Source organism: Flavobacterium sp. CS20, from assembly GCF_018080005.1.
GTDB lineage: Bacteria > Bacteroidota > Bacteroidia > Flavobacteriales > Flavobacteriaceae > Psychroflexus.
The window spans coordinates 765,568-787,658 of the sequence record NZ_CP073015.1; the positions used below are offsets into that span (position 1 = coordinate 765,568).

The window sequence follows — 22,091 nt, forward strand, 5'->3', positions numbered from 1 at the left end:
AAATGATGTCAAAACACACCGAAGCATTAACACATCCTATTTTTAAAATTATATCTGAAGTCGCAGATGAATTGAGTTTAGACACCTATGTTATTGGTGGTTATGTGCGTGATTATTTTCTCAACAAACAACAAGTTAAAGACATTGATATTGTTTGCGTTGGCAATGGGATTCACTTGGCTGAACAAATTGCAAAAGCTTTAGGAATCAACAAAAAACAAGTTAAAATCTTTAAACGTTTTGGCACAGCAATGTTGCATTACAAAGGTATTGACATTGAGTTTGTCGGGGCGCGAAAAGAGTCTTATGCCAAAGATAGTCGCAATCCAGAAGTTGAGCCTGGAAGCCTTGAAGATGACCAAAACCGAAGAGATTTTACGATAAATGCATTGGCTTTACAACTTAATTCATCAGATTTTGGACAACTTTTAGATCCATTTGATGGCATTCAAGATCTCAAAGACAAAGTCATAAAAACACCGCTTGAACCAGAAGTTACTTTTTCTGATGATCCTTTGCGGATGATGCGAGCCGTTCGATTTTCAAGTCAATTGCATTTTCAGATTGAAGAACAAACTTTTAAAGCTATTCAACAACAAGCTGAGCGTCTCAAAATTGTTTCGCCCGAGCGTATTATTGATGAGTTTAATAAAATTATGATGACACCCAAACCTTCTTTTGGGTTAAAATTGTTATTGAAAGCAAATTTATTAAAACACTTTTTACCAGAACTCACAGCACTTCAAGGCGTTGATGAAGTTGAAGGACAAACGCATAAAGAAAACTTTTGGCACACCTTAGAAGTGGTGGATAATATTTCAGAAAACACAGAAAATCTATGGCTTCGTTGGGCTGCACTGTTACACGATATCGGCAAAGCTCCCACCAAACGCTTTGATAAAAACATTGGTTGGACATTTCACGGACACGAGTTTAAAGGCTCAAAAATGGTTTATAAACTCTTTAAACGCTTAAAAATGCCTTTGAACGAAAAGATGAAATACGTTCAAAAGCTCGTCTTTATGAGTTCGCGACCTATCGCCGTGGTTGATTCAAACGTCACTGATTCTGCCGTTAGACGACTTATTTTTGATGCTGGCGATGATTTAGAAGACTTAATGACACTTTGCGAAGCAGACATTACTACAAAAAATCCTAAACGTTTTAAAGCTTATCACAATAACTTTAAGCGAGTTCGGGATAAAATTAAAGACGTTGAAGAACGCGATCATATCAGAAATTTTCAGCCTCCAATCAGTGGTGAAGAAATTATGAAAGCCTTTAATATCAAACCATCAAAAGAAATCGGTATCATAAAATCTGCCATTAAAGAAGCCATTCTCGAAGGAGAAATTCCAAACGAGAAAGAAGCAACTCGGGAATTTATGCTTAAAAAAGGGAAAGAGTTGGGGTTAAAACCAGATAAAAATTAAAGGCTTCTTACTAAGACAATTTATGACCTAACCTGATCAATCTTTTGCGTTGAATCATATAAAAAATAAACGAAATAAAAGGAATGATAAATAAGCTTAAAATCCAAAAGCTTTTATTGTAAATTTTGTTCCGTATCATATCATTCAAAATGATAATCCAAGTCGAAAAAAACATCATTAATCCAAAAGTCAATAAAAACTCAGGATAATTCCAATGATTTAGCTTTGCAAAAGCACCTAAAATCATCACTAAAGTATTTCCAATAACTAAAAACCAAACTACGTTTTGACTTATTTTAAAATCATTACTTTCCATAAGATATAATTTTAAATTAAAATACTATTCTATATGCTTTTGTGCTTTATAAGATGAACGTACTAAAGCACTGCTTTCTACGTGTCTAAAACCGAGTTCTTTTCCTATAGTTTCATATTTTTTAAATTGGTCTGGCGTGATGAATTGTTTGACTGGTAAATGCTGTTTACTCGGTTGTAAATATTGACCAATCGTCACTACATCGACATCAACAGAACGTAAATCTTTTAAGGTTTGAATAACTTCTTCTTCTTTTTCGCCAAGACCGAGCATAATACCAGATTTAGTCCTGTGAATACCTTGTTGTTTTAAATATTCTAAAACGCCGAGACTTCTATCGTATTTCGCTTGAATACGCACTTCACGAGTTAAACGTCTTACCGTTTCCAAATTGTGTGAAACCACTTCAGGACTGACTTCTATAATGCGGTCTATATTTCTTTTGACGCCTTGAAAATCAGGGATTAAGGTTTCTAAAGTCGTTTCAGGATTCATACGTCTTATGGCTTGAACGGTTTCTGCCCAAATGATAGATCCCATATCTTTTAAATCATCACGGTCAACACTTGTTACTACAGCATGCTTGATGCCCATAATTTTGATGGATCGTGCTACTTTCTCGGGTTCGTCCCAAGCTACATCTTCAGGACGACCGGTTTTAACGCCACAAAAACCACACGAGCGTGTGCAAACATTACCCAAAATCATAAAAGTTGCTGTGCCTTCACCCCAACACTCGCCCATATTAGGACAACTACCAGAAGTGCAAATGGTGTGTAAATCGTATTTATCTACAAGTTTACGCAGATTTCTGTATTTTTCACCTGTGGGTAATTTCACCCTTAACCATTTGGGTTTACCTTTGGTAGTAGTTTGTTTATCAGTAGTTTTATTGACAACTTTTGATGTTTCTTTGATATCTGGCGTAGCAACTGCAGTGCTCATAGTTTTCAATTTTATACAAATTTAAAAAATAAAGATGAGTTAGCTTTACATATTGTGTTTTCAAGCTGAATATTAAGAAATCTTTTAAGATTGATGATGAAAAATCAACCATTAAGAAATATTAAAACTAATCGTGATGATAAGGCAAATTGTGAATGATAGAAAACGCTCGATAGGTTTGCTCAACATATATCAATCGTATCATCTCGTGGGTAAAGGTCATTGGAGATAGTGCTATTTTTTGGTGGGCACGTCGGTAGATATCTTTTGAAAACCCATAAGGTCCACCGATAAGAAAACACAAGGTTTTTGTGCCTGCATTCATTTTATTTTGATAGAATTTAGCAAAATCCCGCGAAGTCAAAGATTTTCCTTTTTCGTCTAACAAAACAACCCAATCTGATGTGCTAAGATGTTTTAAAAACAATTCCGCTTCTTTAGATTTTTGCTGGTCTTCACTTATGCTTTTAGTGTTTTTGATATCTGGTAAACTCACAATTTCAAAATTGATAAAGTGTTGCAGTCGTTTTTGAAAATGTTGAATCAAACTTTCTATTTCATTTTGTTTGGTTTGACCGATTTGTAGAAGTTTGATGTTCATTCTAAATAAAATTATCTATGTTTAAATTCCAAATTTAACGAAGTATATTCTTATAAATATAACAGATGACTGAGATAATAAACAAAACATGGCGAACTTTGCGAAACCTTTGTGCCCATTGCGGTTAAAAACTAAACATCGGTTACTTTAGTGTTTAATATGAGAAACATCATATTTTTTAATATCTATCTTAAACTTTATTTTTCTCTTAAGATAAAAATTGTTAAAATACCTGACATTTGCAAATTAAATATTTTCTATTCTCAATTTGAATTAAAAAATTAAAAATGAACAAAGGAATTTATATTGCAACCAGTGAACCCAATAGCGGAAAATCTATTGTTACTTTAGGTTTGATGCGAATGTTATTAACCAAAACGGCTAAAGTAGGTTATTTTAGACCAATTATCGACAACAATTCTCCAGGCAAAAAAGACAACCATATCAATACTGTTCTTTCTCATTTTGGTTTGAACATCAAATATGAGGAAGCTTATGCGTTTACACGTTCAGAATTTATCAGTAAACGCAATGCTGATCAAGATGGCGAAATTTTAGATATCATTATTGAAAAATATAAAGCCCTTGAAGACCGCAACGATTTTATGTTGGTTGAAGGCACTGATTTTTCTGGTGAAGGCACAGCTATAGAATTAGATGCCAATATTTTGATTGCTAAAAATCTTGGGCTACCAACAGTTATTGTTTCCACTGGCGTAGGAAAAAGTTTAAATGAATTTATAAATGGTTTACATTTAGCTTACGATTCTTTTGATGACAAAGGCGTTAAAGTTTCTGCTGTAATTGCCAACAAGGTTCAAGAAGAAAATTTACAAACTGTTATTAATGGCGTAGAAAAGCATTTACCAAAAGATATTATTGTCAATGCTATTCCTTTAACTTCTGGCTTGAAAAACCCTACGGTCAAAGAAATTGCTAAATCTATTGAAGCTAAAGTTTTATTTGGAGAAGATCATTTGAATAACCAAAGCAACAGTTTTAAAGTAGGAGCAATGCAATTGAGAAATTATCTGACATATCTTGAAGAGAACTGCTTGATCATCACACCTGGCGATAGAGCAGATATCATTCTCGGTGCACTTCAAGCTAATATTTCGAGTAATTATCCTAAAATTTCTGGCATTGTTTTGACTGGCGGATTGGTGCCAGAAGCGTCTATTGCAAAACTCATAGACGGCTTGCAATATGTAGTGCCTATTCTTTCTGTAAAACAAGGCACATTTGAAGTCGCTAATAAAATTGGTAATATGCGCTCACATATGTATGCGGATAACAAAGAAAAAATCATGTTGTCCTTAAATACATTTGAAAAATATTGCGATGTAGAAAGACTTTCAGACAAGCTGATTACTTTTACAAACAAAGGGATGACGCCGAGAATGTTTCAATACAACCTCCTTAAACGAGCCAAAAAACAGCGTAAACATATCGTTTTGCCCGAAGGTAACGACGATAGAATTATCACAGCAGCATCTCAACTGGCTTTGATGGATTTTGTAGATTTAACCCTTCTCGGTGAACGAAATAAAATTAAAGAAGCCATCTCAAGATTAGGTTTAAGTTTGGATTTTAATCAAGTGAATATCATCAATCCTTTAGATTCTGAATATATAGATGATTTTGCACAAACGCTTTACGAGCAACGCAAACACAAAGGAATGACCATTGATATTGCCGAAGATTTAATCAGAGATGTGTCTTATTTTGGCACGATGATGGTTTACAAAGGCTTGGCAGATGGAATGGTTTCAGGTGCGACTCATACCACGCAACATACCATAAAACCCGCTTTGCAATTTATTAAGATGAAACCTGATGTTTCTGTCGTTTCATCTGTGTTTTTTATGTGTCTCGAAAATCGAGTTTCAGTATTTGGCGATTGTGCGATTAACCCTAATCCTAATGCAGAACAATTAGCTGAAATTGCTATTTCGTCAGCCGAATCAAGTCAAGCCTTTGGCATTGAACCCAGAATAGCAATGCTGTCTTATTCTTCAGGTTCATCGGGCAAAGGCGAAGATGTGGATAAAGTAAGAAAAGCCACAGAGATTGTAAAATCTAAACGACCAGAACTCAACATAGAAGGTCCAATTCAATATGATGCGGCTGTTGATATGGCTGTTGGGCAAAGTAAAATACCTAACTCTAAAGTTGCTGGTCAAGCCACAGTTTTGATATTTCCTGACTTAAATACAGGAAATAATACCTATAAAGCCGTTCAACGTGAAACAGGTGCTGTAGCTATAGGTCCGATGTTGCAGGGCTTAAATAAACCCGTAAACGATCTAAGTCGAGGTTGCACAGTTGACGATATTTTTAACACTGTGGTGATTACCGCTATTCAAGCTCAAGATATTTAATTTATGAATGTATTAGTTATCAATTCTGGCAGTTCTTCAATCAAATATCAGTTGATTGATATGCCCAGCGAAACAGTGAAAGCCACTGGTTTAATTGAACGTATTGGTGCAGAAAACGCTAAAATCACTTACAAAAAAGACGATTTTAAAACATCAAAGGAACTCCATATTGCAAACCACGAAGAAGGTTTGACTCAAATGAACAGGTTTTTGATGCACAAGGAATTTGGCGTGATTGCTGATAAAGACGACATTAAAATCGTTGGACATCGCGTCGTTCACGGCGGGCAATCGTTTTCAAAAACAGTAGAAATTACCGAAATAGTAAAATCAAAAATTCAAAGTCTTTGCACTTTAGCACCATTACATAATCCACCAAACTTAAAAGGCATAGAAGTCGCTGAAAATGTGTTTTCCAAAGCGAGACAAGTGGCGGTTTTTGACACGGCTTTTCTTCAAACCATGCCACAAAAAGCTTATCAATATGCTATTCCTAAATCATTTTTAGAAAAAGAAGACATTAGAGCTTATGGATTTCACGGCACGAGCCATAAATATGTATCTGAAAAAGCACAGGAATTTTTAGATTATAGAAATCAATCCAGCTCAAAATTGATCAGTATTCATCTTGGCAACGGTTGTAGTATGACGGCTATAAAAGACGGTAAAGCCATCGATCATTCAATGGGTTTTGGTCCAGCTAATGGTTTGATTATGGGTATACGTGCTGGCGATATTGATCAGTCTGTGATTTTTTATTTGATGGATAAATTGGGTTATTCTGCTAAAGAAGTCAACGATATCTTGCTAAAAGAAAGCGGTATGTTGGGCTTAACAGGCTCAAACGATTTACGAGATATTCAGCAAAAAGCAGAAGCAGGAAATAAAGATTGTAGATTGGCTTTAGAGATGAATGCTTATCGAATTAAAAAATACATTGGAGCTTATGCTGTGGCATTAAATGGTTTAGATGCTATAATTTTTACCGCTGGAATAGGCGAAAACTCTGCTTTAATGCGTGATTTGGTTTGTCGAGACATGGATGTTTTAGGACTTCAGTTAGATCAAAATAATAACAAAATGGCTTTAAGTGAAATTAGAGACATCAGCACCAAAACATCAAAAGTAAAAATTTTGGTTATTCCAACCAATGAAGAGCTTGAAATTGCTAAACAGGCTTATAAAATTTTGTAATTACACTTTTCTCTCAATCCATGTTTTTGATTTAGGAAATGCGAAAAACTTTCATTGCAGTGCATTCGTGGTATTTAAAAAAAAATTCATCAGTGCATTCGTGGCATTAAAAAAAATTTCATTAGTGCATTCGTGGCTCAAAAAAAACAACATTAGTGCATTCGTGGCTTTAAAAAAAAATCATCAGCACATTCGTGGCTTTTAAAAAAAAAATTCATTAGTGCATTCGTGGCATTTAAAACAAGTTCATCAGTGCATTCGTGGCTTTAAAAAAAAATTTATTAGTGCATTCGTGGCTCAAAAAACCAACATTAGTGCATTCGTGGCATTTAAAAAAAATTCATTAGTGCATTCGTGGCTCAAAAAACCAACATTAGTGCATTCGTGGCTTTAAAAAAAAATTTATTAGTGCATTCGTGGCTTTAAAAAAAAATTTATTAGTGCATTCGTGGCTCAAAAAAATTTTCATCAAAAATAAAATCAGCACAAAGACCAAAAACCCAAGTAGAATGTAAAAACTGCCTTTGTCATATTTTTTGTGTAAAACCTCATCCTTAGGATAGCGTAAATTACTATTGCTAACACAAGGCTATAAGTAATGCTGTATGATGTGCTTAACCGAAGTTCTGAGATTTTTTGCTCTTTGTTAAACGGCAGAAAAGTGATAGCATTTTTGCCCAGCATTAGTCATAGACAAATCCTTAACTTTTATTAAGAAAAAAATAACACGATTGCATAAGATTTGTATCTACATTTGCATAGATGAGAAAAAGTAGCACAATAAAAAAAGTATATTCAATCTTGTCCATTTTTGGACTTGCATTGTTGTTATTGCTTTCTCCTTGCAAGGTTAGGAATTTTATACAAGCTGAATTAGGGATTTCTCAAACAAAAGTCTTAAACAAGAGTCAATCTACAATCTCTCAATCAAATTGCCAGACTTTTCAGGCTACTGAAACTATTCAAACTATCTCAAAACCAACTTTCCAGCAACCTGGTTTTTTGGTTTCAGAAATTTATCCTTGTGAGTTTACAATTAATTTACTTAGGCATTCCTTTATTCATAAGTCATCAAGAAACCACTCGGTCTCTGATGTTCCTTTGTACATTTTATACCAAAATCTCAAGGTTTATTCGTAATTGATTTTCTGACCAAGAAAACTAAAGCAGTCACTAAATTTATCAATTACAAATAACAAAAATGAAATTTCAAGAATTAAAATTGAAGTTAGCTACAAACCTATAGTTATGCTTAGCTTAATTTTTATAGTAGCAAGCACTAATCAATTTTTTAATACCGAAAAAACCGTGAGCAGGATAGAAAATGCATCCATGGGTTTTATTGGTAATATTCTTGGTACACCTGAGACAGCAGTGATTCTGTCAGGTATAGTAATGTTGATAGCAGGCATTTCATTACTTATGGGTTTCAAATCTCGAATTGTCGCCATTGTATTAATTGCCGTTCTAATCCCAATCACATTAACAATTCAAGTTGGACAAATATCAACTTTAGGTCCACTTTTTAAAAACATAGCAATTCTCGGTGGACTTCTTTTTTTTACATTGAATGACACTAATAACCTTTTAAAATAAACAAAAATGAAAACATACATATTTAGTTCAATCTTTTTAATGCTTACTCTATTCGGAACCCTAAACACACAGGCACAGCAAATGAATAATGATAAAAATAATTATGTGGTACTGACCAAAAAAGTGCCACAGTTACAGCCTATATTAATGACTGCTGAATCCCTGAAAGCCGAAGACGGCGATGCCTTTGGCGATTTTCAGGTCATTATTTGTGGAAAGGAAATAGGCGATATCACCGATACCGAAAAGATACGTGACTTCATCGTAAAAGCCGAAAAAGCTGGCGTACAAATCATAGCCTGTGGGTTTTCGCTCAATAAGTTTAAAGTAGATAAAACCAAAGTCCCAAAAGAAATTGAAGTTGTAGAGAACGGAATTCTGTACAACTTTCAACTTCAGAAAAAAGGGTATAAAAGTATAAGCTTATAATTATGACCTCATATAAGAAATATCTCATAACAACTTTTGCCATAATAGGAATACTATTGGTGTTGGTTTCTTGTAAAACAGAAAAATCGAACACAATGGAAAATAATGATTCAGTTAAAGACACATTGAGTATAACGATATTACAAACAGCCGATATACACGGTCAACTGGACACCCACCCCGAACTGTTCTGGGAAAAAGAAAAGATAGTATTTAAAAACCGTGGCGGTCTCGCTAATATAAAAACCCTTTTTGACCAGGAACGACAGAAAAACCCAAATAGAACTATTATTGTGGATGGTGGCGACCTTATACAAGGTAGCGGTTACACTGCTTTATCTGAAGGAAAAGTGATGCCTGATATTATAAAAAATATGGGCTATGATGTCATCATTCCCGGAAACTGGGAAGTGGTTTACGGCAAGGAAGTTATGATGAATGTAATGAAAGGGTATGACACACAGGTAATTGCCCAGAATATGTTTCACGATGATAATGAAGAACCTTTATTTCCAGCCTCTTGGGTAAAGGAAATTGAAGGAATTCGCATAGGATTTATAGGTATCAACGACCCAGATGTGCCCGTTAGACAAAACCCCATTTTCAGCAAAGGAATTGGTTTTAGTGGACTAGACGATAATCTAAAGAAAATAGTAGATGATTTTAAGGTCAATGAAAAGATAGATGTTTTGTTTTTAATAACGCATCTTGGAATATTCAAACAAGTAGAGCTTGCCAATAATTCTATAGCAGAGCACGCAGATTATATATTGGGTAACGACACCCACGAACGTGTACGCGAACCCATACAAGGCAAATATGCAAAAGTAACTGAACCCGGGGCGTTCGGTTCTTTTGTAGGTAAGTTGACGCTGCATTTTGTGAATGGCGTGTTAGTGGATGACGATTATGAACTAATTGATGTTGACCCGGAAGTCTTTTCAGCCGATGAAGAAATACAGGCACTTGTGGATAAGGCAAAAGCACCTTACAAAGCACATTTAGAAACTATAGTCGGTTATACAAACACACCGATATATAGATATTTAACGGTTGAAAACCCAATGGATAATATGATAACCGATGCCGCTCGCTGGAAAACAGGTGCAGATATTTCAATTTCCAATGGTTTTCGGTTTGGTAATCCCATTGTACCTCAAGATGGAAAACCAGCACCGATTACAAGAGCTAATCTATGGAACTTGCTTCCGGTAAATGAAAAGGTAAAGACAGGAAAAGCAACTGGAAAACAGATAAAGGATTGGTTGGAAAAAGAAATGCACAATGCCTTTTCTCAAAACCCAACCGAACGTTTTGGCGGCTGGTTAGTGCGCTTTTCAGGAATGAAGGTCAACTTCAATAGCCAAAATGAAAAGGGCCAACGAATCAATAGCATAACCGTAAACGGCGAATCGATGAAAGATGATGAATATTATACCATCTCGGTACCAGTACGTCCTGGTGACCCTATCGATAATTTATGCAGGATGCCCAATGTTAAAGACATTGAAGTTAAGGATTATACCATTCACGAGCTTGTAGAAGAATACCTTCAAAAAAACTCACCTGTAGCACCAACACTAGAAGGAAGAGCCTATTGTGAATATCTTGGCAAGTATTCCTTTTCTACCGTCCCCAAAACCGATTATAAATTTCAATAATAAATTTATGGATAAGAATAAAAAGAAAACTTGGATTCAGTATGGCATTTTTGCCGTGGTGTCCATTTTCCATAGCCCACGGTTTAAACCGCGGGCTATGGTTTTAAAATATTCGATTGTGAATGGATTTATCCATTTTTTATGATTTCAATTTCTTCCCTGTAAGTTCTATGCTTTACTGCCATACCGTTACGCAGTACTGAAATTGTGAAGCGTAAGTCGGAGGAAAAAATAAGCAACAAAACCAAATAGAAAAAGACGATATAGAATATGGTTATCATAATGTGATTCCGCTTTGGGCTTTTGGATTGAATTACTAAAAAGAAATAATATAAAAACAATGCCAGGCTTTAGCAATAGCTACAAGTATAATGCGAGTTTTAGAGCTAAATCAAAAATTTGGGTGCGTTTTTAAGCTCGCAATTTTTATATTTGAGAAGCGAAATTAACTACCCTAAAATGGCTGATTTATGTATATACACAATCTCTCGGCTAAGGTAAAATGAGTAAATTGGAATAAAATATAAACAATTGATTTACAGAGATGTAATTTTACGTTAGTGAGAATTTAAAAGCATAAAACCGAAAAGCTTTAAAAAGAAAAAAGTATCTTTGTTATTTAAATTTATCTACAATAATGAAACTTTTAGAAACATTACAAGAAGAAAAATCGAGCGATCTAAAAGGTGGAATTTATCATAAAACTCAAATAAAGTTAACTTACAATACCAACAGAATTGAAGGCAGTAAATTATCTGAAGAACAAACAAGATACATATACGAAACCAATACCTTTTTTACTGAAAAGGGAACAAATACTGCAAACATTGACGATATTATTGAAACAGTGAATCATTTTCACTGTTTTGATTATATGTTAGAAATAGCAAACGAACCTCTATCAGAAAAACACATAAAAAAATTTCATAAAATCTTAAAATTAAACACTTCTGATGCTAAAAAAGAATGGTTTAGAGTTGGGGCATATAAGTCAAAGCCTAATGTTGTTGGAGGAATTGAAACATCCAAACCCAATGAGGTAGAAAAACACATTGATGAGTTGTTGAAAACTTATAATAAAAAGAATGATATTGAAATTTATGATATTATTGATTTTCATTATGAATTTGAGGCAATTCACCCATTTCAAGACGGAAATGGAAGAGTTGGAAGACTAATAATGTTTAAAGAATGTTTAAAAAATAACATTGTCCCATTTATTATTGAGGATGAATTTAAGTTTCTCTATTACAGAGGTTTGACTGAATACCCAAAAATAAAAGGCTATTTGGTTGATACCTGTCTATCAGCACAAGATAATTATATGGAATTAATGAAATATTTTGAAATCGAAAAATAAAAAACCTACATGTAAACACGAGGCTATCAGTAATGTGGGAAGTTTGGCAAAACCGAAAATTTTGCTGCGTTTTTTAGCTTACAACTTTTATATTTGAGAGGCGAAATTGACAGACCTAAAATTGCTCACTATGGTATATACATAATCTCTCGGCTAACGAAAAATGAGTAAATTTGAAAAATTGTATAAATGATAGAAGTTAATCATCAAAATAAAGAATTAAAAAACTACAATTTTATTGATCTTTTCGCGGGCATTGGTGGTTTTCACTATGCTTTAAAATCATTTGGAGCTAATTGTGTTTTTGCATCGGAAATTGATAGTAAAGCTTCTGAAATATATGAAATCAATCACGGTTTAAAGCCAAATGGAGATATAACGAAAATTAAAGAAAATGAAATACCCAGACACGATATATTGTGTGCTGGTTTTCCTTGTCAAGCATTTTCAATTTCTGGAAAACAAAAAGGCTTTGAAGATACACGAGGAACTTTATTCTTTGATATAGCTCGTATTGTAGATTTTCACAAACCAAAGATTTTGTTTCTTGAAAATGTTAAAAACTTTGTTAGACACGATAACGCTAACACCTTAAAAACTGTTTTAAACACCTTAAAAAATCTTAATTATGAAGTGTTTTACAAAGTTTTAAACACAAGCAAATTTGGACTTCCTCAAAATCGAGAAAGAGTTTATATTATAGGTTTCAATAAAAATGAATTTGAATTTATTGATTTTTCCTTTCCTGATCCAAATTTAGTATCATCATTAGAAGAAATCATGGATGATAATCCTGTCGATGCTATGGTTATCGAAAGAGATGACATTGATATATACAAAGATTTTAAACCTACTAAAAATATTTTTGGTGAACTTGAAATACCGAATAAGCCCATCCAAATTGGCAAAGTTAATAAAGGTGGTCAAGGCGAAAGAATATATCATCCAATTGGTCACGCAATAACTCTTTCTGCGTATGGAGGTGGCGTAGGTTCTAAAACAGGTCTCTACAAAGTAAAAAATGTAATTAGAAAACTATCTCCAAGAGAATGTGCAAGAATTCAAGGCTTTCCTGAAAATTTCAAATTACCCAAAAATTCAACAGAAGCTTATAAACAATTTGGCAATAGTGTATCAATCAACACGCTTCAACATATTATCAAAGAAATAGTAAAAACTATTAATAAAAATGACAGAAAATCAAGAATTAGGCTCACAGACAGCAAAAAATGGATTCAGGAACGAAAAAGACATAGTCCAGAAATTCAATAATTGGAAGAGTGATAATGAGGCTCAACTGTGGTTATCTTTAATGCACTATGAACTTAAAGAAATAGAATACGTAAAAGCTATTGTTTTATCAGGTCATAAAGCAGATGTTCAAGTCTAAATAACGATAAAGCATAGATGCCGAAAATATTAAAGATACAAAGGACTCAAGAAGAATGTTTGCAAATGAATTTGATAAAGCTGATCAAAGAAAGTTAATTAAATGGCTTGATGAGAATAAATCACTCGAGTCTATATCTAAAACCAGAAGTTTAGGCAAAATCGAAAATTTTGGCATTTTATGTCGATAGCAATTTTTATATTTATAGGATGAAAATAAAAATGCTAAAAAAACTTAAAGCACTGATAATCTATGGTATAAATTTAGGTTTGTCAACAACTAATAAAACTAAAACATAAACAAATGATAAATAAAAACATTGATTTTTTTAAACAAGTTATTGAACAAAATGTCCCAATTCATAAATTTTTAGGTCTAAAATTATTATTGATAGAAAAAGGATTTGTCAGAGTCAGTGTGCCTTTTAGAGATGAAGTGGTTGGAGATTTTAGAAGAAACAGATGGCACGGCGGAATTATTGCTACAATAATGGATTCTGTTGGTGGAATTGTCGGCGGAACACATTTTAAATCTTTTGACGACAAATTAGCAACCATCGATTTAAGAATAGATTACCTCAAAGGTGCTGAAGCATCATCAATAATTGTAGAAGGTAAAATAGTTAGATTTGGAAATAGAATACTTGTAACCAAAATGAAAGCTTTTCAAAATGACGAACTTATTGCAGATGGAAAAGGCGTGTATAATTTTTCACCCCAAAAAAAGTAACAAAAAATCAAAGTTAATTTAGCTAGACTTGAACTCATAAATCTATAGAATTATTGATAGATTAAAAATCAGTTGTTGTTATAAAAGTGATTGGCAAAGTAGAAGTAGAGTGATTTCCATAAATCAGTTGGTTTTTGATACTGATGTCGAAGATTAAGATTCTAACTTGCTTTTCAAATATTTAGCGGTTAAAGATGATTTAGATTTCACAAGGTCTTCTGGTGTTCCTTCAGCTACGAGATAACCACCGTTTTCTCCACCTTCAAGTCCGAGATCTATGATGTGATCAGCACATTTTATCAAGTCCAGTTGGTGTTCTATCACAATAATAGAATGTCCTTTTTCAATTAAGGCATCAAAGGATTTTAACAGTTTTTTGATATCGTGAAAATGCAGTCCTGTTGTGGGTTCATCAAAAATAAACAAGGTGTTTTGCGTATTGTGACTTTTGCCGAGAAAGGTAGCGAGTTTGATCCGTTGAGCTTCACCGCCAGATAGCGTAGAAGAACTTTGGCCTAAAGCCACGTAGCCTAATCCTACATCTTGAAGCGGTTTGAGTTTGCTAACGATTCTTTCTTTTTTGTGTTGCCCAAAAAACTTTATAGCTTCATCTATGCTAAGGTTAAGAATATCATCGATGTTTTTACCTTCAAATTCTACATCAATGACTTCTGGCTTAAAGCGTTTGCCTTGGCAAGCATCACATAAAATATGCACGTCGACCATAAATTGCATTTGAATGGTGATTTCACCTTCGCCTTGACATTTTTCACAACGGCCACCATCCACATTAAAACTGAAATGTCTAGATTTAAAATTTCTGAGTTTCGACAACTTTTGCTCAGCAAACAAATATCGGATATCGTCATAGGCTTTTGCGTATGTTACAGGATTTGAGCGTGATGAACGACCAATCGGGTTTTGGTCAATATATTCTACTTGTTCAAGACTTTTGATGTCGCCTTCTAAGGCATCAAATTGACCTGTTTTTTTGCCGTAAATTCCCAATGCTTTGCACAGTGCTGGATATAAAATATTTTTGACTAATGTACTTTTGCCACTTCCTGAAACACCTGTGATCAAAGTCAACATATTCAGCGGGATATTGACGTCTATATCTTTTAGATTATTATCACGTGCACCTTTGATATGCAGTTGTTTTTTAATTTGTCGCCTTTGTTTTGGGACTTCAATTTTTTGTCTGCCACTTAAATATTGTCCTGTTAAAGATTCGGATTTACAAACCCTTTTAAAATCACCATAAGCCACAACTTCTCCACCGTGAACACCAGCTTCAGGACCTATATCGATAATCAAATCGGCTTCTCTCATGATATCTTCATCGTGTTCGACTACAATCACGGTATTGCCGAGATCTCTCAGGTTTTTTAAAACCCCAATCAAGCGTTCGCCATCTCGAGAATGTAATCCGATGGAAGGTTCGTCTAAAATGTACATTGAACCCACCAAACTGCTTCCAAGTGAAGTTGCTAAATTGATGCGTTGAGATTCGCCACCCGATAAGGTATTTGATTTTCGATTGAGTGTTAAATAACTCAAACCGACATCTATCAAAAATTGAAGTCTTGTGGTGATTTCTTTTAAAAGCCGTTTAGATATTTTTTGGTCGTGTTCTGATAGGTTTAAATGTTTAAAAAAATCTAAAATCTTATCAAGCGACAAATCTACTAATTCTGAAATGCTTTTGTTTTGAATTTTAACATAATTGGCTTCAGGTCTCAAGCGTTTTCCTTTACAAGTTTTGCATTTGGTTTTACCTCGATAGCGTGACAATAAAACCCGATTTTGAATTTTATATGATTTGGCTTCAAGTTCTTTAAAAAAAGCATTAAGCCCTGTAAAATATTCATTGCCTTCCCAAATCAAATCTTTTTGCTCATCCGAAAGTTTATAATAGGGTTTGTGAACAGGAAAATCAAAATGATGAGCGTTTTTTACCAATTGGTTGCGATACCAACTTAAAGAATCGCCACGCCAAGGATAAATGGCATTTTCATAAACGCTCAATCCTGTATTTGGGATAATCAAATTTTCATCTAAACCAATCACATCGCCATATCCTTCACATTCAGGACAAGCACCATAAGGATTGTTAAAACTAAATAAGTGAATATTAGGTTCAAGAAATTTCATGCCATCACGCTCAAAGACATTGCTGAATTTATAATCCTTTTCAGTTTTAGTGTCTTTTAAAATGATATGACCGTGACCTTCGTAAAAAGCATTTTCAACGGCATCTGCCAATCGATTGTAAAAATCTTCATTATGTTTAACCACGATACGGTCAACAACTAAGAAAAGGTTTTTTCGAGTAATTCTTTTGTTGAGGGCTTCATCAAGTCGTAACACATTACCTTTATACATAATTCGGCTATAACCTTGCTTGATCAAAACTTCGAGATGATCTTTGATTTTACGTTTTTTGTCAATTTGAACAGGAGCGAGTAGAAGGAGTTTTGTTTTTTCTTCAAGGCTTTTAACCATATCAATAACATCTGCAACGCGATCTTTTTTGACGATTTTGCCTGAAATAGGTGAGTAGGTTTTGCCAATTCTGGCGTAAAGTAATTTTAAATAATCATAAATTTCTGTTGTTGTGCCAACCGTAGAGCGTGGATTAGTGCTGTTGACTTTTTGCTCGATAGCAATAGCAGGGGCAATACCTTTAATATCATCAACTTTAGGTTTGTTGAGCTTACCCATAAATTGCCTGGCGTAAGACGACAAACTCTCTACATATCGGCGTTGACCTTCGGCATATAGCGTGTCGAAAGCCAAACTAGATTTTCCAGAACCAGATAATCCTGTAATGACAACGAGTTTATTTCTAGGTATAACAACATCAATATTTTTAAGGTTGTGCATTTTTGCACCTTTGATGATGATGTTTTGTAACGGATTTGGTTGAGATGGATTTTTTGTCATAATTTCTAAAAAAATACAAATATAGAATGACCGATTTAGCTTTAGATAAAGCTAATTGTTAAATGTTAAATAATAAATTAAAATTTTGGTGTTTTAAATAAAATTATATATTTGGCGTTCAAACAAATATAATTGCCTATAGCATAGCATTACTTTTTCTATTTAAGACTTTATAAATCAAGCCCCATATAATGGGAAACAGAGTAATGTTATGAAACAACAACACACCATTTCTGAAGCAGAATTAATCAGAAGTTACTTAGACGGTAACGAACATTCGTTATGTCAGCTTATCAATAGACATAAACATAAAATTTTTGGATTTATTATATCTAAAATCCAAGATAGAAATTTAGCCGAAGATGTTTTTCAAGACACGTTTATAAAAGTGATCAATACGCTAAAACGCGGTAAGTATAACGAAGAAGGTAAGTTTTTACCTTGGGTTATGCGTATAGCACACAATTTGGTGATTGACCATTTCAGGAAGAGCAATCGGATGCCAAAATTTGATACCAAAACTGATTTTGATATTTTTTCTGTCATTAAAGATGAAGATTTGAATGTGGAGTCAAATTTAATTAAAGATCAAATTGAAAACGATGTTAAATCTTTATTGAAAGAACTTCCTGATGACCAAAGAGAAGTTTTAGAAATGCGTATTTACAACGAATATAGCTTTAAAGAAATAGCTTACAAAACAGATGTCAGTATCAATACCGCTTTAGGTCGTATGCGTTATGCCTTGATTAATTTAAGAAAAATTATTGAGGAAAGAAATATCATTTTAACTGAAAAATAACTGAAAATAAAAGCAATAAAATAATTTGCACAGCGTTTGTTATTTAAATAAAAAAAGTTTACATGACAAACCTTTACTTAAATCCATCACCGCAAAAAAAGGTGGAAAATGTTGAACCTACGAAGGAATGCATAGATTTCCTTCTTAACTATTCAAAAGCCTTGAAGATTACCAATCATAACAATCTTCAATTTGAAAGTATTCAGAATTAGTCTTTATTTGTTAGTTTCATTTTTAGCACCCGTTTTACTTTCGGGTGCTTTTTTTGCGGTAGGCTTTTATTACAGATGGTCTGCCAATGGTTCTGGTAATAATATCTTTATCTAAATCCCAACCTCGAGCTGGGCTATATTCTCTGCCATACCAGATGATTTGAAGATGAAGCTTGTTCCATAAAGCTTTTGGAAACAATCTTTTGGCATCTTTTTCGGTTTGTTTTACATTTTTGCCTGACGACAAATTCCAGCGATACATCAGTCGGTGGATATGCGTATCAACAGGAAACGCTGGCACACCAAAAGCTTGAGACATGACTACGCTTGCGGTTTTGTGCCCAACGGCAGGCAATGCTTCTAAAGCTTCAAAACTTTGTGGCACTTGACCATTGTGTTTTTCGATGAGTATTTCTGATAAGCCGTGAATGCCTTTAGATTTCATTGGTGATAAGCCAACAGGTTTGATGATTTCTCTGATTTGGTCGATACTCAATTTAACCATATCATAAGGATTGTCAGCCTCTTCAAAAAGCAATGGTGTAATTTGATTAACCTTAACGTCAGTGCTTTGTGCAGATAATAAAACAGCAATCAGTAATGTATATGGATCTTTATGGTCTAAAGGGATAGAAATTTGTGGATAAATTTCATTTAACGTATTTATAACGAAATTTACTTTCTCAGACTTCTTCATTTTCTGTAATTTTAAACAAAAATACATTATGACAACTTTAAAAGCCGGCGATAACGCCCCGAATTTTTCAGCAAAAGACCAAGATGGCAATGTTCATAAATTAGAAGACTACAAGGGTAAAAAACTGGTGGTCTTCTTTTATCCTAAAGCCAGCACACCAGGTTGCACAGCAGAAGCTTGTAATCTTCGTGACAACTGGAATTCTTTTCAAGCAAAAGGTTATGAAATTCTTGGTGTCAGTGCAGATTCACCAAAACGTCAACAAAATTTTAAAGCAAAATACGATTTGCCATTTCCTTTACTTGCTGATGAAGATAAATCTGTGATAGAGGACTTTGGCGTTTGGGGACCAAAAAAGTTTATGGGTAAAGAATACGAAGGTATTCACCGAACAACTTTTATTATTGATGAAGAAGGAAAGATTGAAGAAGTCATTTCAAAAGTCAATACCAAAGCTCACGCTGAACAGATTTTATAATCTGATGATTTGTTCTAAAAAAAAAAGGCGACTTGTTGAAGTCGCCTTTTTGCTAACTGAGAACAAAATCAATCCCTATTAATCTTTTAAAAGTTTAACAGACAAAGTTTTATCTTGAGATTGGGCTTTTACAAAATACAAGCCACTATTCAAATCTTCAATATCAAATCGGTGATTGGTATCAAAATCACCTTCAAATTGTTTTACAACTTGACCTGTAACATTATATATCACAATATTTTCAACAGATTTATTCAGAGAAAAATAACTTGATGAAGGATTTGGATATATGACAATATCATTTTTGAAAGAACTAAAATCTTCATTTGATAGAGTTACTAATTCATTGCCGTAAATCTTAAATTCGCCTGGAGCAAGAGTAATAGACATATTGGTATCATTGACTGGCAAAGTTGTTTCGGTCATCAAATTATACCAAGTGCCAGTTTCTTGAAAGAACGGTTGGGTTGTTATGGTATTAACTCCAAAATTCCCAACTATGATTACAAACTCCAGATCATTTGGACCAGCATTGTCATCGACTAAGAAAATTTTCTTTTCTATATCATCAGCAACTTCTAATGTGAAGTTTTGGGTTTCAAAAATTGGTTCTTGAAGTTTGAGTTGAATTAATTTACTCCAAGTATCATAAACCTGAGTTCTGTTTGGGTTAGTATCATATCCTAAACTCCATGGTATTGGTTTAGGATCAGTTCTACAGCTGCCATTAATAGTTCCGTTTTGGCATTGATCGATACTAAAATCGTAACCTAATTCACCAAACTGCCAAATCATTTTCGGTCCGGGAATAGGGAAGAAGAAGGCACCAGCAATTTCCATACGTTCAAGTGCTGTGTTTAAGTTTTGGATGTCATAAGATCCTGAACTATTTCCAAATTCAAGGTTTTTAAACATCAATCGTTCTTCGTCATGGCTTTCCATATAGCTCATATTAGATGGCGTTGACCAACCTCGGTTTTGGTATTTGATAAAAGAAAAATCTGTGTTATCAAAGCCCATAGTTGCTTGGTTATAGTTGTAGTTAAAGTTTGCCCAAACTTGCATTCCTGGCTCGTTAGGATCTGTAGTCAATTTGTGGTTGATTAACTGTGTTTCTTCACTGTTTGGTGCAAAATGCTCTAAAATCAAATAAGCTGTTGGATCTGCTGCTCTCACAACATCATACATTCTATTTAGGTTGTTTATCCTTGAACTATCAAAACCACCACCATCACCAACTACATTGGTAAAGCCTTTAGTGAAATCATATCTAAAACCATCTACATTGTATTCTTCTAACCAATACAAATTCAAATGATCAAGATAGTCTTCGGTTGCTGGTGATTCGTGATCAATATCATTAAAAAATGAAAAAGTTGTATTGGGATCATTGACATTGAAAAACGGATTTTCACTTGTAGCTTGACCTCCTGTGCAACCATTGCAATCATTCCACATTCTATAGTAAGGATTTTGACCCGTAGCATGGTTGTAAACCACATCAATTATCACAGCTATGCCTCTTAAATGGCATTCATCTACAAAGGTTTTAAAATCTTCTGGCGTACCATAATATTTGTCTAAAGCACCATGAAACGCAGGATTATATCCCCAACTGATATTACCGTCAAACTCGCTAACTGGCATCAATTCTATTGCATTAACTCCTAAATTTTCTAAATAATCAAGTTTATTGACCACGGCATCAAAGGTGTGAGCTGCGTCAAAATCTCTGATCAATAATTCATAAACCACTAATTCGTCTTGATTTGGACGCTGAAAGTTTGGGACTTGCCATTGGTATTCAGGTTGGTTTAATCTTACCCAAGTGACCATTTCGCTGGTTTTTCCATCAGGATATGCAGGTATGTTTGGAAATACTGAATTATCAATAAATGGATCATTAAACGAATCTAATACCAATTCAGAATAAGGATCGGCAACCTTAATTTCGGCATCGATGACGTATTGATACAGAAAATCATTAGTAGGTTGATTATTCAATCCAGTAATAGTTATCCAAAATCTATCATTAGATGGATCTCGATTCATCAAATAGGTATTGTTGAGATTCCAATCGTTGCCATTAAAATTACCAATGACGTGAACAAAACTCTTGTTTGGTGCAAAAAGCACTAAAGTTATTTCGTCAGGATTATTTACATCATAATTTATACCGTCTTGCATTCCAGCTGGAACTGGGGCATTATTCACAACAGGTGTAGTTATGACATTAAATTCAGCAGTTTGAACTTCACTACTGATAGGTTCTGTGGCAACCAGTTCAAATGTAGCGTCATTATTAACAGTGTAATTAAAATTATAGGTTGTTGTGTTATTTTGCGTGTCTATAGAAGTTCCATTAGCAAACAATTCAAAATTAGCGACTAAACTTGTTGTAGCTGAAATAGAAAGAGTATTGCCTTGATCAACAATATTGACACCTTCGAGACTGCTGTCCAAAAACAATTGAAAACTCCCAACGGGGTACCAAATGGTCTTGGGTTTTTTTGTCTCCCGTTCCGTTTTTTGCTTTAACCAGCATACCGAGTGTTCCGATATTAGTTGCATTATAAAAATTGGTAGGTGTCATGGTAAAGGAAAAAGTGCCATCACCATTGTCTGTCATTTTTTGGGATTCGTTAGAATTTGTCCAAGAACCATTAGTTGGAGAATCACCACCAAATGTGCCATCAGGATTGAGATACCAAGCCCAAAGATAAACGTCGGTAACGCCCCAAATTGAAGGATCTATACCTGAAACTGTGATGGTGATTTGTTCATCTTCTTCGAATGTTGGAGGCGATACAGTAAATGTTCCTTGCTGAACTTGAGCTTGCCCAAAAACAACAAACGAAAATAAAAATAAATTGAATAATATTTTTTTCATAATAAAAGTTAAAAAAAAGGGCAATTGAAAT

The 22,091-nt window shown here is 34.0% G+C and carries 19 protein-coding genes; 12 read left to right on the top strand and 7 right to left on the bottom strand.

The genetic code is table 11. The features are described from left to right. Nucleotides 1–2: 2 nt before the first annotated feature. Nucleotides 3–1,433 (top strand): CCA tRNA nucleotidyltransferase, encoded by a 1,431-nt coding sequence (locus tag IGB25_RS03795; protein WP_371815940.1) that lies wholly within the window; start codon nt 3–5, stop codon nt 1,431–1,433. Nucleotides 1,434–1,443: 10 nt separating this feature from the next. On the opposite strand, the gene IGB25_RS03800 is transcribed toward IGB25_RS03795, so the two are convergent. The 3 genes from IGB25_RS03800 to rlmH all read right to left on the bottom strand — a co-directional run bounded on the left by IGB25_RS03800 (nt 1,444) and on the right by rlmH (nt 3,295). Next, the gene (locus IGB25_RS03800; RefSeq protein ID WP_211066231.1) at nt 1,444–1,749 is read right to left on the bottom strand and encodes a hypothetical protein; all 306 of its coding nucleotides are present in this window, start codon (nt 1,747–1,749) and stop codon (nt 1,444–1,446) included. A gap of 24 nt (nt 1,750–1,773) precedes the next feature. Further along, entirely contained in the window at nt 1,774–2,694 is a 921-nt protein-coding gene (gene lipA / locus IGB25_RS03805) for a lipoyl synthase (protein ID WP_247653600.1), read from the bottom strand. A gap of 127 nt (nt 2,695–2,821) precedes the next feature. Continuing rightward, nucleotides 2,822–3,295 (bottom strand): 23S rRNA (pseudouridine(1915)-N(3))-methyltransferase RlmH, encoded by a 474-nt coding sequence (gene rlmH, locus IGB25_RS03810; protein WP_211066232.1) that lies wholly within the window; start codon nt 3,293–3,295, stop codon nt 2,822–2,824. Nucleotides 3,296–3,582: 287 nt separating this feature from the next. Here rlmH and pta point away from each other — a divergent pair, with 287 nt between their 5' ends. From pta to IGB25_RS03855, 9 genes are all read left to right on the top strand, one after another. Next, the gene (pta, locus tag IGB25_RS03815) at nt 3,583–5,676 is read left to right on the top strand and encodes a phosphate acetyltransferase (RefSeq protein ID WP_211066233.1); all 2,094 of its coding nucleotides are present in this window, start codon (nt 3,583–3,585) and stop codon (nt 5,674–5,676) included. A 3-nt stretch (nt 5,677–5,679) separates the two neighbouring features. After that, a complete protein-coding gene (locus IGB25_RS03820) occupies nt 5,680–6,870 on the top strand; it encodes an acetate/propionate family kinase (protein ID WP_211066234.1) in 1,191 nt (396 codons plus the stop codon). Between the two features lie 1,248 nt (nt 6,871–8,118). Beyond that, nucleotides 8,119–8,466: a DoxX family protein gene (locus tag IGB25_RS03825; protein ID WP_211066235.1), complete on the top strand. Its 348-nt coding sequence runs from the start codon at nt 8,119–8,121 to the stop codon at nt 8,464–8,466. Nucleotides 8,467–8,472: 6 nt separating this feature from the next. Continuing rightward, nucleotides 8,473–8,895 (top strand): sulfur reduction protein DsrE, encoded by a 423-nt coding sequence (locus tag IGB25_RS03830; protein WP_211066236.1) that lies wholly within the window; start codon nt 8,473–8,475, stop codon nt 8,893–8,895. 2 nt (nt 8,896–8,897) lie between these two features. After that, the gene (locus IGB25_RS03835) at nt 8,898–10,556 is read left to right on the top strand and encodes a bifunctional UDP-sugar hydrolase/5'-nucleotidase (protein ID WP_211066237.1); all 1,659 of its coding nucleotides are present in this window, start codon (nt 8,898–8,900) and stop codon (nt 10,554–10,556) included. 637 nt (nt 10,557–11,193) lie between these two features. Further along, nucleotides 11,194–11,916, top strand: a complete 723-nt coding sequence (locus IGB25_RS03840) for a Fic family protein (RefSeq protein ID WP_211066238.1) — start codon at nt 11,194–11,196, stop codon at nt 11,914–11,916. A gap of 189 nt (nt 11,917–12,105) precedes the next feature. After that, entirely contained in the window at nt 12,106–13,188 is a 1,083-nt protein-coding gene (locus IGB25_RS03845) for a DNA cytosine methyltransferase (RefSeq protein ID WP_211066239.1), read from the top strand. 146 nt (nt 13,189–13,334) lie between these two features. Continuing rightward, complete coding sequence (locus IGB25_RS15430; RefSeq protein WP_371815974.1) at nt 13,335–13,496, top strand: hypothetical protein; 162 nt, start codon at nt 13,335–13,337, stop codon at nt 13,494–13,496. A gap of 113 nt (nt 13,497–13,609) precedes the next feature. Then, on the top strand, nt 13,610–14,035 hold the full coding sequence (locus IGB25_RS03855; protein ID WP_247653601.1) for a hotdog fold thioesterase: 426 nt from the start codon (nt 13,610–13,612) through the stop codon (nt 14,033–14,035). Between the two features lie 153 nt (nt 14,036–14,188). Here the strand turns inward: IGB25_RS03855 and uvrA are convergent, their stop codons facing one another. Beyond that, on the bottom strand, nt 14,189–16,981 hold the full coding sequence (gene uvrA / locus IGB25_RS03860; RefSeq protein ID WP_211066241.1) for an excinuclease ABC subunit UvrA: 2,793 nt from the start codon (nt 16,979–16,981) through the stop codon (nt 14,189–14,191). Nucleotides 16,982–17,192: 211 nt separating this feature from the next. On the opposite strand from uvrA, the gene IGB25_RS03865 reads away from it, so the two are divergent. Further along, on the top strand, nt 17,193–17,783 hold the full coding sequence (locus IGB25_RS03865; RefSeq protein WP_211066242.1) for an RNA polymerase sigma factor: 591 nt from the start codon (nt 17,193–17,195) through the stop codon (nt 17,781–17,783). A gap of 246 nt (nt 17,784–18,029) precedes the next feature. Here IGB25_RS03865 and nth read toward each other — a convergent pair whose 3' ends face one another. Then, on the bottom strand, nt 18,030–18,692 hold the full coding sequence (nth, locus tag IGB25_RS03870; protein WP_211066243.1) for an endonuclease III: 663 nt from the start codon (nt 18,690–18,692) through the stop codon (nt 18,030–18,032). Between the two features lie 28 nt (nt 18,693–18,720). On the opposite strand from nth, the gene bcp reads away from it, so the two are divergent. Further along, the gene (gene bcp / locus IGB25_RS03875; protein ID WP_211066244.1) at nt 18,721–19,170 is read left to right on the top strand and encodes a thioredoxin-dependent thiol peroxidase; all 450 of its coding nucleotides are present in this window, start codon (nt 18,721–18,723) and stop codon (nt 19,168–19,170) included. A gap of 78 nt (nt 19,171–19,248) precedes the next feature. On the opposite strand, the gene IGB25_RS03880 is transcribed toward bcp, so the two are convergent. Then, nucleotides 19,249–21,633 (bottom strand): alpha-amylase family glycosyl hydrolase, encoded by a 2,385-nt coding sequence (locus IGB25_RS03880; protein WP_247653602.1) that lies wholly within the window; start codon nt 21,631–21,633, stop codon nt 19,249–19,251. After that, entirely contained in the window at nt 21,599–22,060 is a 462-nt protein-coding gene (locus IGB25_RS14665; protein WP_247653603.1) for a hypothetical protein, read from the bottom strand. Before IGB25_RS14665 ends, IGB25_RS03880 begins: the two co-directional genes overlap by 35 nt. Nucleotides 22,061–22,091 lie beyond the last annotated feature (31 nt).

Coding starts and splice junctions, on each gene's coding strand:
- pta (WP_211066233.1), top strand. CDS start 3,583: ATGAACAAAGGAATTTATATTGCAACCAGTGAACCCAATAGCGGAAAA.
- IGB25_RS03800 (WP_211066231.1), bottom strand. CDS start 1,749: ATGGAAAGTAATGATTTTAAAATAAGTCAAAACGTAGTTTGGTTTTTA.
- IGB25_RS14665 (WP_247653603.1), bottom strand. CDS start 22,060: ATGAAAAAAATATTATTCAATTTATTTTTATTTTCGTTTGTTGTTTTT.
- nth (WP_211066243.1), bottom strand. CDS start 18,692: ATGAAGAAGTCTGAGAAAGTAAATTTCGTTATAAATACGTTAAATGAA.
- IGB25_RS03820 (WP_211066234.1), top strand. CDS start 5,680: ATGAATGTATTAGTTATCAATTCTGGCAGTTCTTCAATCAAATATCAG.
- bcp (WP_211066244.1), top strand. CDS start 18,721: ATGACAACTTTAAAAGCCGGCGATAACGCCCCGAATTTTTCAGCAAAA.
- IGB25_RS03825 (WP_211066235.1), top strand. CDS start 8,119: ATGCTTAGCTTAATTTTTATAGTAGCAAGCACTAATCAATTTTTTAAT.
- lipA (WP_247653600.1), bottom strand. CDS start 2,694: ATGAGCACTGCAGTTGCTACGCCAGATATCAAAGAAACATCAAAAGTT.
- IGB25_RS03865 (WP_211066242.1), top strand. CDS start 17,193: ATGAAACAACAACACACCATTTCTGAAGCAGAATTAATCAGAAGTTAC.
- IGB25_RS03845 (WP_211066239.1), top strand. CDS start 12,106: ATGATAGAAGTTAATCATCAAAATAAAGAATTAAAAAACTACAATTTT.
- IGB25_RS03795 (WP_371815940.1), top strand. CDS start 3: ATGATGTCAAAACACACCGAAGCATTAACACATCCTATTTTTAAAATT.
- IGB25_RS03855 (WP_247653601.1), top strand. CDS start 13,610: ATGATAAATAAAAACATTGATTTTTTTAAACAAGTTATTGAACAAAAT.
- rlmH (WP_211066232.1), bottom strand. CDS start 3,295: ATGAACATCAAACTTCTACAAATCGGTCAAACCAAACAAAATGAAATA.
- IGB25_RS03840 (WP_211066238.1), top strand. CDS start 11,194: ATGAAACTTTTAGAAACATTACAAGAAGAAAAATCGAGCGATCTAAAA.
- uvrA (WP_211066241.1), bottom strand. CDS start 16,981: ATGACAAAAAATCCATCTCAACCAAATCCGTTACAAAACATCATCATC.
- IGB25_RS03830 (WP_211066236.1), top strand. CDS start 8,473: ATGAAAACATACATATTTAGTTCAATCTTTTTAATGCTTACTCTATTC.
- IGB25_RS03835 (WP_211066237.1), top strand. CDS start 8,898: ATGACCTCATATAAGAAATATCTCATAACAACTTTTGCCATAATAGGA.